This is a genomic window from Streptococcus sp. 263_SSPC, from assembly GCF_001071995.1.
In the GTDB taxonomy this organism is placed as follows: domain Bacteria; phylum Bacillota; class Bacilli; order Lactobacillales; family Aerococcaceae; genus Granulicatella.
The window spans coordinates 172-13,597 of sequence record NZ_JVNU01000025.1; the positions used below are offsets into that span (position 1 = coordinate 172).

The window sequence follows — 13,426 nt, forward strand, 5'->3', positions numbered from 1 at the left end:
GAAGCTCCTACTACAACGGAAGCTCCTACTACAACGGAAGCTCCTACGACTACAGAAGCTCCTACTACAACACCTGGACCAGAGTTACCAAATACTGGTACATCAAACAACACAGCCGTAATTCTAGCAGGAATCATCGTAACAATCTCTGCGATGTTCGTTCTCGTTTCTAAAAAAGCAGAACAAAACTAATCTAAACAAACCTATTTAAAAAGCTAGCAGAAAAATCTGCTAGCTTTTTTTGCGCTTCCCAGTATAGGAAGTACATATCAATGAGATTCTTTTTCTCCTAATTTTTCCTCATTTTTAGGCGATTTGAAAATAAGTTAGGCGATTCTATCTACCTCCAAGCACCTCTCCCCCCTCCGCCGGGATTCCAAATGCAATAATGTGCTCATAATCCTCTGTTAGTTTAGCCCTATTTTCATCGCCATTATGCTCGCTTCTTAAAAAGCACAAGAAAAGATGACGGAGAACCTGCGGATGTTATACAAACCGTAACGTGTTTAGCATTACATGCGAATTAGTTGGCGTTGGAATTTATTCCCTACGCCAACTTTGAGGCTGTAAAGGTGAGAGACTCTTCGAGAATCGAACCGGTGCAACGTTACGGTATGTATAACGAAAATCCGCAAGAGTTCGGAGTCATCTTTTCGGACCGTTGGTACGCTTGACCATATGAACTGTTACGAGTATAATTTCCTTTATGAAAAAAACAGCAATCAACTTAACAGACGGGCCGATTTTGCGGTCCATTATTGCATTTGCAATCCCAATTATCATTTCAAACATATTCCAGCAACTATACAACACTGCCGATATCATGATTGTAGGGAGGTTCCTTGGGCAGGATGCGCTGGCAGCGGTTGGAGCCACAGCCGCCATCTTTGAACTCATCGTCGGCTTCTCGCTTGGAGTCGGAAACGGGATGGGCGTTATTATCGCACGCTATTACGGCGCCAATAATCATCGTCTCTTGAAACGTGCCGTTGGAGCAACTCTTGTCATCGGCGCCTTTCTCAGTCTGCTTGTGGCCATTATCGGAAGTTTCGGCATGTATCCTCTCCTTCAGTTCCTTGGAACACCTGAGAGTATCATCAATCAGTCGTATGAGTATATCTCGATTGTCGTGATCGGTATTGCTGTGACCTTCGCGTATAACCTCTGTGCGGGTCTACTTCGTGCAGTCGGCGACAGTCAGGCGGCACTCTACTTCCTGATTTTCTCAGCGGTCGTGAACGTGTTTTTAGATATCTTACTCATTACAACGTTCAACATGGGCGTTGCGGCAGCGGCGATTGCGACGATTATCGCACAAGGCTTATCGGCCGTCCTCTGCTTTATTTATATTAAAAAACGCGCCAGCTTCTTGATTCCAGCAAAAAGTGATTTCGTACGCGACGACGAATTATACATGGACTTACTCAGCCAAGGCCTAGCCATGGGACTCATGTCGTCCATCGTATCGATTGGATCCGTGATGCTTCAATCTTCTATCAACGCACTCGGACCAGTCATCATCAGCGCGCAAACGTCAGCACGACGCATCTTCGCGTTCTCGACACTCCCATTCGCGGCGATTGCGGCAGCGATGACGACCTTCACTTCGCAAAACTTCGGGGCAAACAAACCGCACCGTATCGCGAAAGGCATTCGTCAAGGAAGTCTCGTAGCGTTCGGCTGGGCAATTCTGGTATGCATCTTCTTGTTCTTTGCAAGTCCTGCGTTAAATGAACTCATCTCTGGTTCAAGCGACTCTGTACTTCTGGAAAATGCGGCGCTCTACAACCGTATCGGGTCAGCGTTTTATATTCCGCTTGCGCTTCTATTGATTTTACGAAATAGTTTGCAAGGGCTAGGGCAAAAGGTAACGCCATTGGTTTCGAGCTTTATTGAGTTGGTGGGAAAGGTGATTTTTGTAATTTTTATCATTCCGCGCACTGGGTATCTTGGAGTGATTTTCTCGGAGCCGATTATCTGGTGTTTGATGGCGATTTATCTTTCATATGCCTTCTTGCGCCATCCGCTTATTAAAGAAGTAAGGCATGAAATATTTTAATAGAAAAGAGACAAAATAAAACCCTCGGTTTCTTCATAGTGTTGATGGTAAGGACACCGGGCTGAGCTTAAATCTCAGCCCTACCAAGCTTCAAACTGACTCTACGGGTCTTACCCTAGAGTCAGTAATTCACATTGGTTGTTCTTCCTTACCATTCACACTATAGAACCGAGGGATTTTTGTCTCTTTTCAGCGCTTCTTACTCTGAGAGATGACGCAAGAAGAAAGAATAGCCCTCTCTAACGCTAATTATCGGCACAGAGGGAAACTTCAAGTTAGCCAGTGCTTCAAAAGGATGCTGTCATAGAAGGAATGCTGCTGGACGATTTTTAGGTGTTGTTGGATTTCTTTTTGAAAATCCACAACACCTCTTTTTTTACCAAGATTTTGGCGTATAATGAAGGTGAATAAACAGAAAGTGGTGATGAGATGGGACAAATTACAGAACAATTACGACAGACGTTTGTGGAGGTATATGGCACGGAGCCTGAGGAGAGCTTTTTTGCTCCGGGGCGTGTGAATTTGATTGGGGAACATATCGACTATAATGGCGGGCACGTTTTTCCTTGCGCGATTACGCTGGGGACTTATGCGTGGGTGAAGCCACGGTCGGACAAGAGGCTCCGTCTCTATTCGGACAATTTTCCGAAGGATGGTATACGCGAGCTCGATATGACCGACATGGCTTACAGGGGCAGTGACTCGTGGGCGAACTATGTCAAGGGCGTTTTCGTGTACTTGGCGGATCTCGGCTTCGCTTTTCCGCACGGCATGGACATCGCATTTTACGGAAACATCCCGAACGGCTCGGGCCTCTCATCGTCAGCCTCATTCGAGCTGCTCGTGGGCGTCATCGCTCGCAAAGTATATACTCTAGGCATCGACACGCTGGGTCTCGTGAAGGTTGGGAAACGTGTGGAAAATGACTTCATTGGTGTGAATTCCGGCATCATGGACCAGTTCGCTGTAGGGATGGGCAAGAAGGACCACGCCATCTTCCTCAACTGTGCAACGCTGGAGTATGAACTCGTTCCTGTTAAACTCGGCGACTATCGTATCGTGATTATGAACACGAATAAACGCCGCGAACTGGCCGATTCGAAATACAACGAACGCTTTGCCGAAACGCGCATTGCCTTGAAGGAACTACAAGAGCATGTGGCTATCGAAACCTTGGGAGACCTCACCATCGATCAGTTCGATGAGTTGAAGCATCACCTATCTAGCGAACTCTTTGTGAAACGTGCTCGTCATGCCGTTAGTGAAAACGAACGGACGGTGCTTGCGACACGTGTCTTAAAAGAAGGCGACCTCGCTCACTTCGGACGTCTGATGAACGAGAGCCATCTCTCGACTGAACTCGACTACGAAGTAACCGGTAAGGAACTCGACACGCTCGTGCATACCGCTTGGGAACAAGCAGGCGTTCTTGGTGCTCGTATGACAGGGGCTGGATTTGGCGGCTGTGCCATCGCGCTGGTGCATAAGGATCATATCGATGCCTTTAAAGCCAACGTTGCCAAAGTTTATACTAAAGAGATTGGCTACGCTCCAAGTTTCTACATTGCCGAAATAGCAGACGGGGCGCATTAATTTAAATAAAAAGAAAAGAGCATTGGATGTGGAAAATCCAATGCTCTTTCTGTGAAGGTATTTATTATCTACCCCTTCACTATAGCATACTTATTTTTATAATCAAGTAAATTAGTGGACACTTCCCTACTTTTCCTAGCAATAGTATAATGAACCTGAGAAGACGGAAAGTGGTGATGAGAGATGAGCAATTATTTAAAATTAAATCAAGATAGATGGAATAATGTGAAAAATGCCTATACCGAGCCAGTAACACATGAAGAATTAGAAGAAGCTAAGAAACATCCAATTTCTGTTGCATTAACGGTTGGAAAAAAAGTTCCGGAAGAATGGTTTGAAAAAGCCAGCGGGAAAAAGATATTAGGGTTAGCTTGTGGTGGCGGTCAGCAGGGCCCCGTTTTTGCCGCAAAAGGTTATGATGTCACCATAATGGATTTTTCGACATCACAATTACAAAAAGATGCGATGGTTGCTAAAAGAGAAGGCTTAACAATCAACACCGTTCAAGCCGATATGACAAAACCATTCCCATTTGAAGATGAAACCTTTGATATTATTTTTAATCCTGTTTCGAATGTCTATATAGAAGATTTAGAAAACATGTATAAAGAAGCCGCTCGTGTATTGAAAAAGGGCGGGCTGTTAATGGTCGGGTTTATGAATCCTTGGATATACATGTATGATGCTGACGTTGTATGGGACCAACCCGACGAGGAATTACTGTTAAAGTTTTCCATCCCTTTTAATTCAAAAGAGCTTGAAGCAGATGGCAAAATCACCATCAATCCAGAATACGGATATGAATTCAGCCATACCTTAGAAACTCAGATTCGAGGACAATTGAAAAACGGTCTCGCGATGATCGATTTTTATGAATCGTGCGACAAAAGGCATCGATTATCCCGTTATGGCAATGACTATATCGCTACACTCTGCATCAAATTATAATGTGATAGAACATCATCGTGCAAATCGCGGACGGCGCGCATTAATACAAACAAAAAAAGAGCATTGGATGTGGAAAATCCAATACTCTTTCTGGCTTTAGTGATTGAAATATTCACTATTTTCTTGCTCCTTTAATATACCATAAATTTCTTTAATGTCAAGGTGCGCTTCATTCAAGGTAAAAGAACGGTGAGATTCCACTCATACATGAAAAAGGTGAGGCAGTTTAAAAAAAGACAAAAGGCCCTCGGTTCTATAGTGTGAATGGTAAGAAGAGCAACCAATGTGAATTACTGACTCTAGGGTGTAACCCGTAGAGTCAGTTTGAAGCTTGGTAGGAGCCAAGACCTAGGCTTGGCCCGGTGCCTTACCATAAACACTATGTAGTAACCGAGGGTTACTTTGTCTTTTTTATTATTTTTGCACTGACACAACTTCGAGCTCGCCGTTTTCGTTCTGAAGAACTTTAAACATAATCTCATCGCCTTCTTTTGGTCCGTCTGGGTGCTTCGAGTCCATCAAGAGCGTGCCAAAGCATTGGTTGCCTTCCACGCGCGAAATGCGGACCCATAAGCGTTCGGGATCCTTCGTTTTGTCTTCGTAGTAGAAAGCCACGCCAAAGTCATCGGGATGCTCGCGGTGGCGGAAACGGTCAAGGCCTTGGAAGGTACGTGTCTCTTCTTTTTCCTTGCTCTTCGTGTCATAGACTTCGGCAATAACGCGTCTTGCACGGTCTACGATATACGGATCCACTTCAATCCATTTCATCGAACAGAACTCGCAGTCATCGAGGTTCGCAAGACGGATAAGATACATCGTCTCTTCTGGAATGAGGCGCATGTCTAGCGTTGTTTCGCCCTCTTTTGCAATCCATAGCGGTTGGAACGAAACGCCAGCCTCTTCGTCGATATATCCGTAGAGGACAAGCCCCGTGTCGCCTGCCTGGGCAACTTCTGGCATCACGTCTTCGATTAGCGCCACGCAGCGAACGTAGACGAGTTGATGATAGAAGCTACGGAAAGAGGCGTCTTTTACTTTTTGCATTTGGCTTGCGATTGGGATTTCATTTGGGAAGAGTTCGCCTTTGATGTCGAGTCCTGGCGCAAATCCGCATCGATCAAGCCACTCTGGACTTGTCACCTCTGGAATCGGTTCGGCGTGGGCCTTAGAGGCGAAACGTTCTCTGCTATCGGCCACGATGTCCACCGGCAGATCCAGGTTCACATGCTCCATCCATTTCCAACGATAATCATCCGGTAAATGCAAGAGCAAAATCTGCGTCTTGCCTTCATGCTCGTAAATGTCCAGCACCTTGAAGTGGCTGTCGCGATTGGCCACGTGTAGCCCCCAGTTCGTGCCGTGCTCCGCCTTCGTCAGGTCAAAGAGGTGGTTGGATAAAATGCTGAAACGGTGCGTCGTCACCATGCCCCCGACGCGACTCGTCGCATCGGTGAAGGCCGCGTTACGGACAATCTGCCCCACGTGGAACTTCGATGCTTCTTCTGGCGTGAGGTTGATATCTCTAGCAAACAGCTGCAATCCCGGCAGCATCTCATTCATTAATTGTTCGAGTTGTTGTACTTCTGTCATTCTAATTCTCCTGTCTTACCACAGTGCACGTGATAATGTTTCGCTATTGTAAGGTTCTAGGTTCACTACGGCCGACTTAATCGTTCCATCCGCGTTCTTCACCGTCTCTGGTGCTTTTTGCCCGATTAAAATCACTTTGCCATTGCCGACTTTGGCAAACACAATCACCGTCGTTCCAGATTCGGACACATAACACTCCACGATTTCATAAGGGACGTCTCCTTGTTTAAATGTGAGTTCTCCCCATGTAAACTTCGCCTTCATTCCAGCAACCGTTGCATATTGGAAGAGCTGGTCTGGAACGGCTAAATCATAGTACTTGCGCTGCGTCGCGGGACTCGTGCGCTCATAAACTTCGCCCTTCTTACGCGCGTAAATGGCCATCACATCCGCAATCGATTGATTCGCAGACGGCTTAGAGGTTGCTTTCCATGTCGCATTGTCGGTAAAGCCCTTGAGTAAATCCGCGTCCTTCACAACTTGGAACGCTGCTTTTGGCAAGGTCTCACGCGTCACATTGGTCGCATGAAGCACCAGTGGCTCTCCGTCTTCGTACCCAAAGAGGAACGCCTCTTTCTTCGCAGCATCCAAATACGCCTCCACCACGATCACATCGTAGTCGTTTGAAGCCACAACGCCCATCATATTCCATTTGATCTTCTCGCCATCAAGCGTCGCTCCGTCCATGTGAATCGCTTCGTGCAAAGCCTCGAAATGCTGCCCAGTCGACGCATTCCAATGCTTCATGAAGTCGCTAAATCCAGTCGCATTAAAACGAACCAAGAGCTCCAAGTCTGAATAGGCATAGTCGATGTCATCCTTGTCGCTTGGAAACTGCGCAAACATCTCGTCACGGACCTTCTTGGCCGCGGCTAATCCTTCCGTAATATCCGCATCCTTGGCCGCTACATTATACGCCAACTGCAACATCTCAAAATACGTCGCGTGCTCAGTCTGGGCAACCGTCGTCGGTGCCACCGTTGTCGCTTGAACCGTTGTAGCTGCCTGGGTCGTCCCCGCCTCTTCTGGCTTTTTGTTGCATGCCACAAGCGCCAACACACAAAGCGCTGATGCTAGGATTTGTCTTCTCTTCATACTCTCTCCTCCAATCATGAAACCCTTCTCTATTCAAGATTATTATAGCATAGGTGGGAAAGAAAAAGCAGGTGCTGGTGGAGATAAAAAAAGGAATTAAGCAGAGAGTGTCTGCTTAATTCCTTTTAAAGCACTTCGACAGTTATTAAACTCTCGCCGAATCAATTTAGTTATTAATTTTCAAACAACATTTCAATTGGCTTCCAAGAATCTTGAGTCATCTCATCTACCCACTTACCTTCATTGAGATACCAGAGGCTTTCATTATAATCTCTTACAAAGGCCCATTTAACCTTATGACGTTTTGCGTAGTCCTTAAGAGCTTCATATTTAGCTGGTGCATACGGATCAATATTCTTATCCATTCCAGATAAAGTTTCTCCGCCTTTTGTTTCGATGATATAAATATCTCCATTTTTCATTTTCACAATGAAGTCTGGATAGAAGTGACTTCGTCCACCGTTTGTTCCGTAGGCTAGTGAGAAATATTGTGTACCAGAATCACCATTTTTGTATACAAAATCTACATCTTCTCGTTCTTCCATATAGCGCTCGAAAAGTCTTTCAACAAGGCTAGGTCTGGCTGCTATCGATGCAGTAGTATATCCCGCATATGCGCTTGTCCGAACAATCTTGCCTTCTATTTGAGGATTATAGGTATATCGTTCCTCCAACGGAAGTGTAAAATCGTTTTGTTGGATATTTTCAAGTTCTAGAGTCATTGCTTTCGCTATATCAATTTTTCTAAACTCTTCACGGAGCACACGCCAGTTATTGAGGATAAATGCCGTCCACTCTTGTGCATCTAATTTTAGGAGGCGTTCCTCTGTTGGACGTCCATCAGCTAGGAAGAAACGTTTAAGAATCGCTTCAACCTTTGATACAGGTAGGTGAGTCACACGATCTAGTTCATGAAAGGCATGCAGTAAATCAAGACGATTCCCACGATAATCCACCTCTACAGAGCGTTCAAGATCTTGTAGTCGATCTGAATGATCGAGGGTATCAAATCGTCCCTGCTTATACGTTGTCTTGATCGTTCGACCTATAATTAATCCATGATTCTCCACTTTCATTCTATTTTCTTCAACATCATCAGAAAGATTCCATGCTTCTTTCAATCCTTCGTAGAGGTTTTTGCGGATAGCTTTTTCATCTTTCTCCGCAGTTTCATTGATAATACGCTCACTAATCAATTTTAAATCTTTAGCACTATCTTTTAATCGAAGGATAGGCGTTGGGGCAACGGCTCCGCCTTCCACGAAAGCTCCTGTTAGGAAATCTTTATCAAAAGTGTAGAGATATGCATTATCTAGAACGTCAACGTTATAGTGCCCTCGTTGTGGTTGAGGCATACGACGAATACGACCGATTGTTTGGATGGTAAAGTATTCACCCATATTTTCACGGATTTTAATTAAGATTTTTGCTCGTGGAGCATCCCAACCTGTGGCGATTGCCTGTTTGATGATTAGATATTCGACGGGATTATCTAGTTTTGTCACATCTAGGTGGTTTCGTTTTTTATCCGCTAACCAGATTCCTAGTTTCCCGTCTTCGTATGTTTTCTTCAGATGGTTTTCAATATAATTTTCAATTCTTGAAACTAAATCAGCTTCTGAATCTGATTTATCAGGCAACTGAACGATGACTAAGGGATTTACACCTTGAATATCGTTGTTTTGGTATTCATGAACTATTTCTTTCCGTTTGTTCTCCGCCGCCTCAAAAAGAAGAGCGAATTCATCTGTAACGTCCAATTCGATATCTAATCCCTCGTTGACTACCACGGCCTTTGTGATCAATCCTGATTCGATAACAGATTCTTCTGTAACTTCGTAGTATTCCGAACTCTTCGGAGTATGAGGATTGGCAATGGTAGCCGATACACGTACAGTTTTTGAGGCTTTAAATCGAGAAATTACATCACGAGCTTTTTTAGTATCATTACGATGCGCTTCATCGATAACTAGTATGAAATGTCGCCCTTGTTGGAAAGCTTTTTCTATCTTATCCTCAAGATTATCGCGCTCGCTATCAGTTAACATCGCTTTAGATTTTTTCCCGATTACTCGTTCGTAGTTGATAAATGTCACAGTATCCCTATCGAAACCATTTAGCAGTGCATCATCAACTGATTGCGCCTTGATGCCAGAAAAAGCTTTCGCCTTGTCTTGACTCTGTTCCTCTAATTCTCCAGCTCCAGGAGTAAACCAGACAAAAGCAACATTATCATGTGTAGTTGATATGTAGTCATTTATCCATGAGAGCAGACAGATTGTTTTACCCGAACCAGTCGGGGCTTTAATTACTAACTCGTTTACTCCATATTCAGGAGCAGTGAAACTCAGAAGTTTATCAACAACGTTTTTTTGAAAATCTTTTAATTCTATCATTACCATAAATCCTTTCCAAAGTAATAATCAGGAATTATTTGTTTTGTAACATTTAATTTTGACAACAATTCTGCCTCCTTATTATTGAGCAAAACCGTTGGATGCAAAAAGAGAGTTGAATCTTTTTCTAACTTTCCTTCTTTAATCAATTTTCCCAATTGTTCTTCTGTTAGAATGATTTGAACAGATGGATTTGAGATATCAATTCCAAATTCTAATTCAACAAGTGGAGTGATATAATTCAAAAGTTCATCTTCTAGTTGAAAATCTGGAAAATCGTTCTTATCAACAAAATCTGTTCTAAAATATTTGAGGTTAAAATCTTTACCTTTATAAAACTCAGTTCCTTCAGATATTTTTTTCAACCTTGCGAATGTTATTTCTTGAGCTATGTTATTTTCGTTATTTGTAGCTAGAATAAATTTCCTATTTCCTCCCGACTCTAGAACCGCTTGAGCAGTCGTGCCGGATCCTGCAAAAAAATCAAGAATCACTGAGTTTTCAGGAGCTGTTACCTCAATTAAGTATTTCATCAGCTCTAAAGGTTTTGGATTATTAAATTGAACATCTGGCAATAATTTTTTTAAAAACATAGTGGTCCTTTGATTATCAAATACTCCCCAGTTCGATTTTAGTGCTTTTGTAGAATTTCTCATATTATATAGGAATTCTTTCTGTTTAGGTAAGTTTTTCTTCCACAAAATCCTGTTTTCAATAATCATCCTTTCTAATGACTCTTTGGAGAAAGCCCAAGTATTTGTATATTCTTTTCCAGTGTTGGGGTCAGTAATAGTAAAGGCTTCTTCAAGCGGTTTAGTTGTACTTTTTATATTTGATTCTCTCCATGGTCCGCGAGGATCATTATCTGGATTCTTAAAACCTGTCTCGTCTCTTTTTTCTCCCAGAAATCTAAATTTATCTGAAACTTGATAGGCTAATATGTACTCATGTACTCCTACCATCATATTTCTTGGTGGAACACCTTTTGCAGACGATTTTTTATCCCAAACAATTGTCTCTATAAAGTTATGTTCCCCAAAAATCTCATCCATCAATAGTTTGAGCTGACTATGTTCATTTTCATCAATACTAACCAAAATAACTCCTGAATCAGAAAGCAGATGTTTAGCAATTTTCAATCGCTTACTCATAAAACTTAGCCACTTGGAATGAGAATAACTATCTGATTTATCCACTATTCTATCATTATATATAAAATCCTTATTCCCTGTATTATAAGGAGGATCGATGTAAATAACATCTATTTTACCAGAATGTGTTTTTTCAAGAAGATGTAAACTGTGTAGATTTTCTCCCTCTAAAAGAAAATTATAATCTTTAACCTCTGGATTCCCTACTATTTTTTTCTCTACAGCTTCCACGAAGACAGGTATTTTTGTTTTCATTTCTTCTTCAACGATTTCCGCATGCTCTTCCCAAACTAGACCGTACTTTTTAGTTTGTAATAGGCGAAAAACTTCTTCTAGTTTATTGACATCTTCATTACGATGCTCCTCAAGAGCCTGTTCCAAGAGTTGTTTAACATATTGGATTGCGCCATCTTTTTCATTTTTTCGTGGACGTTCAATGAAATCTTCTGACATTAGAAACTACCTCCATTTTAAATTCAGTCTATTTTTAACATTTTTTGAAATATACTTTTTAAGTATACCATGAAAGCATTTTCTGAAAAAGAGGTATCCTATCTAAAAACATCACTTTCTGGTTTCAACCAACTTAGGAATATTTCCTTCATCCTATTTTCACTCTTCTAAAACAAGGTAATAATTCCGATTCACTATGAAAATAAAATAGCCTACTGACATCTTCATCAGTAGGCTCTAATTTATCCCAATATTTCATTGACTCTTTGCTGAACTGCATCATAATCGTACCCAGCAGCTTCCAGCCGCTCTTTGCGTTCTTCTCCATTACCCCAATCGCCCTGAATTACTTCATAGGCAAGAGCATCCATCGTTTTTATATCATTGATTTGAGATCCTTGTAATGCAAGATTTACTTTCTCTTGAATTCTTTCTGCATTATACCCAGCCTCTGTCAATTGTTTTATTCGTTCTTGGCCAACTCCCCATTCTCCTCGAATAACTTGTTGGACAATTTCATTATCATTATTGAAAACTTCATGACGTACCCATGTTTTCATGTGGAATTTTTCCTCTGGAAAGTAGTTATGTAAAATCTCAATCAGATTATTTCCTAGGGAAGCAAAATATTTCATTCTTTCAATAAAATATGATCGTACACTCTCCGTAGTTCCTCCATGTAACTCCATACTCCGATGAGGGCAGCTGGTTGGTACAAATTCATGATGGAGTCGAACCGTCTCTCGTGAGATTGGCATTCCTGCTTCTACCAAGTCCGCTGCTGCTTTCAATAGAGTCACATCTTCATTCTGTAGGAATTCCTCATCGCTTGCTGATAGGCTCTCACAAACCTCGTATCCGACAGAACGGCAGTTACTCCACCAATCTCCGGTATGGTAGCCAATGTTTTCAATTGGAACAACCTGAACAATCGTGTCTCGGTTGCAATAGAAATGTGCTATTCCTAAGGCTTTATCACGATTCCTTAGAAAAGAAATATATCGTTGTGGTTTTATTCTCCCTGCATCATTGTGGATCACCACAAAGTCAAAACTTTCTAAAAATCCACTATCCTTCATTACAAAATCTCTCAAAATTTTAATCATTTTAATTCTCCTCCTTTTGATGTAGTTGTCTTAGCACATTTTGAAGCTTTTGAGGAACAGGCAATCCGAGATGTGACGCATTTTCGAGAATTGAGATTCCTTCATTCGAAATATAGAAGAAGATTACTGCTGCTCGTAACACTCCTGCTTTCCCCAAAATATAAACATCTACAACATTTGCCGTTCCTACGAGCACAAAAATAAGTACCTTACGAGCAATACCCTTATACCCAACTGCACTTGAAAGCTGCCGTTGATCAATAGCATTTAGTACTCCTGTTATGTAATCCAGAATGATAAGAACTAACAAAGCATAGAGGAGGCCATCTTTCCCTCCAAGGAACCCACCCAATAGAGCTCCGAGGGTAAAAATTCCGGTTTGCAAATAGTAAAATGATGTTTTCATAAAATTTCCTCCCTTACATCATTTCGAGAAGGTTAGGAGAACCATCCTTAATAGATGATTCTCCATTCCTGCTAGAAAATTACCCTTTAGAATTTTCTAGCTCACCTTCCTAACCTTCATTTATTTTTTCTTTTTGTCGTTAAAGATCTCATTCTTAATACGAGTCATATAGCTAGCGCTTTCCCCATTCGTATACAATTGGATCCCTTGTTTTTCGAACAAGTTGGCATCCGCAATTTTTTTCATTGCTGCACGAGTAGTCGTAGCATCAAGATTATCTTCTGGATGTGCAATAACAAGACGTTTTGTTTTACCATCACTTCCTGTGAACCCTAAATATAGCTCTTTAACTGTTGTTGTTGTTTCATCTGCCATGATATTTCCCTCCTTTGTTTATTAGTTTCTGTCGTGTCGTGTTCGAACGACTGTATCGCAGTATGTCATCGCTTCTTTTGCAAGAGTATCGACTGCGTCTGAGACCGTCATTACCGCATCATGCGTAGCCCCTTGCTTCAAGTTTTGAAGACTTTTGAATTTCTTCACTTTCCCTTTTTCCGCATCTTGGTAGAATAGTTCCAATGTTGCTTTATTAAATGTTTCTGACATGTTTATGTCCTCCTTATTTGGTT

The 13,426-nt window shown here is 42.1% G+C and carries 12 protein-coding genes; 4 read left to right on the forward strand and 8 right to left on the reverse strand.

Features of this window, described 5'->3' with window-relative positions:
• From ADH02_RS09650 to ADH02_RS02560, 4 genes are all read left to right on the forward strand, one after another.
• A partial coding sequence (locus ADH02_RS09650) for an LPXTG cell wall anchor domain-containing protein (protein WP_048782342.1) occupies positions 1 to 192 on the forward strand: 192 nt, incomplete at its 5' end.
• Between the two features lie 514 nt (positions 193 to 706).
• Positions 707 to 2,059 (forward strand): MATE family efflux transporter, encoded by a 1,353-nt coding sequence (locus ADH02_RS02550; protein WP_048782343.1) that lies wholly within the window; start codon positions 707 to 709, stop codon positions 2,057 to 2,059.
• Positions 2,060 to 2,488: 429 nt separating this feature from the next.
• Positions 2,489 to 3,652 (forward strand): galactokinase, encoded by a 1,164-nt coding sequence (locus tag ADH02_RS02555; protein ID WP_048782345.1) that lies wholly within the window; start codon positions 2,489 to 2,491, stop codon positions 3,650 to 3,652.
• Positions 3,653 to 3,835: 183 nt separating this feature from the next.
• On the forward strand, positions 3,836 to 4,600 hold the full coding sequence (locus tag ADH02_RS02560; RefSeq protein ID WP_048782346.1) for a class I SAM-dependent methyltransferase: 765 nt from the start codon (positions 3,836 to 3,838) through the stop codon (positions 4,598 to 4,600).
• 414 nt (positions 4,601 to 5,014) lie between these two features.
• Here the strand turns inward: ADH02_RS02560 and ADH02_RS02565 are convergent, their stop codons facing one another.
• From ADH02_RS02565 to ADH02_RS02600, 8 genes are all read right to left on the reverse strand, one after another.
• Positions 5,015 to 5,938, reverse strand: coding sequence for a hypothetical protein (locus ADH02_RS02565; RefSeq protein WP_152903883.1), 924 nt, complete (start codon positions 5,936 to 5,938; stop codon positions 5,015 to 5,017).
• A 267-nt stretch (positions 5,939 to 6,205) separates the two neighbouring features.
• Positions 6,206 to 7,285, reverse strand: coding sequence for a hypothetical protein (locus tag ADH02_RS02570; RefSeq protein WP_048782350.1), 1,080 nt, complete (start codon positions 7,283 to 7,285; stop codon positions 6,206 to 6,208).
• Positions 7,286 to 7,458: 173 nt separating this feature from the next.
• Complete coding sequence (locus ADH02_RS02575; protein WP_048782575.1) at positions 7,459 to 9,681, reverse strand: DEAD/DEAH box helicase; 2,223 nt, start codon at positions 9,679 to 9,681, stop codon at positions 7,459 to 7,461.
• On the reverse strand, positions 9,681 to 11,285 hold the full coding sequence (locus tag ADH02_RS02580) for a site-specific DNA-methyltransferase (RefSeq protein WP_048782351.1): 1,605 nt from the start codon (positions 11,283 to 11,285) through the stop codon (positions 9,681 to 9,683). Before ADH02_RS02580 ends, ADH02_RS02575 begins: the two co-directional genes overlap by 1 nt.
• A gap of 242 nt (positions 11,286 to 11,527) precedes the next feature.
• Complete coding sequence (locus ADH02_RS02585) at positions 11,528 to 12,391, reverse strand: N-acetylmuramoyl-L-alanine amidase (RefSeq protein ID WP_048782353.1); 864 nt, start codon at positions 12,389 to 12,391, stop codon at positions 11,528 to 11,530.
• 1 nt (position 12,392) lies between these two features.
• Positions 12,393 to 12,797 carry a phage holin family protein gene (locus ADH02_RS02590; RefSeq protein ID WP_048782355.1) on the reverse strand — a complete coding sequence of 135 codons (405 nt, stop codon included), beginning with the start codon at positions 12,795 to 12,797 and terminating at the stop codon, positions 12,393 to 12,395.
• A 120-nt stretch (positions 12,798 to 12,917) separates the two neighbouring features.
• The gene (locus tag ADH02_RS02595; RefSeq protein ID WP_048782357.1) at positions 12,918 to 13,172 is read right to left on the reverse strand and encodes a DUF2922 domain-containing protein; all 255 of its coding nucleotides are present in this window, start codon (positions 13,170 to 13,172) and stop codon (positions 12,918 to 12,920) included.
• A 21-nt stretch (positions 13,173 to 13,193) separates the two neighbouring features.
• Positions 13,194 to 13,403 carry a hypothetical protein gene (locus tag ADH02_RS02600; protein ID WP_048782359.1) on the reverse strand — a complete coding sequence of 70 codons (210 nt, stop codon included), beginning with the start codon at positions 13,401 to 13,403 and terminating at the stop codon, positions 13,194 to 13,196.
• Between the last annotated feature and the right edge of the window lie 23 nt (positions 13,404 to 13,426).

What these genes read in the sequence shown, in the direction of transcription:
- ADH02_RS02595 (WP_048782357.1), bottom strand. Translation starts at nt 13,172, where the DNA reads ATGGCAGATGAAACAACAACAACAGTTAAAGAGCTATATTTAGGGTTC.
- ADH02_RS02600 (WP_048782359.1), bottom strand. Translation starts at nt 13,403, where the DNA reads ATGTCAGAAACATTTAATAAAGCAACATTGGAACTATTCTACCAAGAT.
- ADH02_RS02585 (WP_048782353.1), bottom strand. Translation starts at nt 12,391, where the DNA reads ATGATTAAAATTTTGAGAGATTTTGTAATGAAGGATAGTGGATTTTTA.
- ADH02_RS02560 (WP_048782346.1), top strand. Translation starts at nt 3,836, where the DNA reads ATGAGCAATTATTTAAAATTAAATCAAGATAGATGGAATAATGTGAAA.
- ADH02_RS02570 (WP_048782350.1), bottom strand. Translation starts at nt 7,285, where the DNA reads ATGAAGAGAAGACAAATCCTAGCATCAGCGCTTTGTGTGTTGGCGCTT.
- ADH02_RS02550 (WP_048782343.1), top strand. Translation starts at nt 707, where the DNA reads ATGAAAAAAACAGCAATCAACTTAACAGACGGGCCGATTTTGCGGTCC.
- ADH02_RS02575 (WP_048782575.1), bottom strand. Translation starts at nt 9,681, where the DNA reads ATGATAGAATTAAAAGATTTTCAAAAAAACGTTGTTGATAAACTTCTG.
- ADH02_RS02580 (WP_048782351.1), bottom strand. Translation starts at nt 11,285, where the DNA reads ATGTCAGAAGATTTCATTGAACGTCCACGAAAAAATGAAAAAGATGGC.
- ADH02_RS02590 (WP_048782355.1), bottom strand. Translation starts at nt 12,797, where the DNA reads ATGAAAACATCATTTTACTATTTGCAAACCGGAATTTTTACCCTCGGA.
- ADH02_RS02555 (WP_048782345.1), top strand. Translation starts at nt 2,489, where the DNA reads ATGGGACAAATTACAGAACAATTACGACAGACGTTTGTGGAGGTATAT.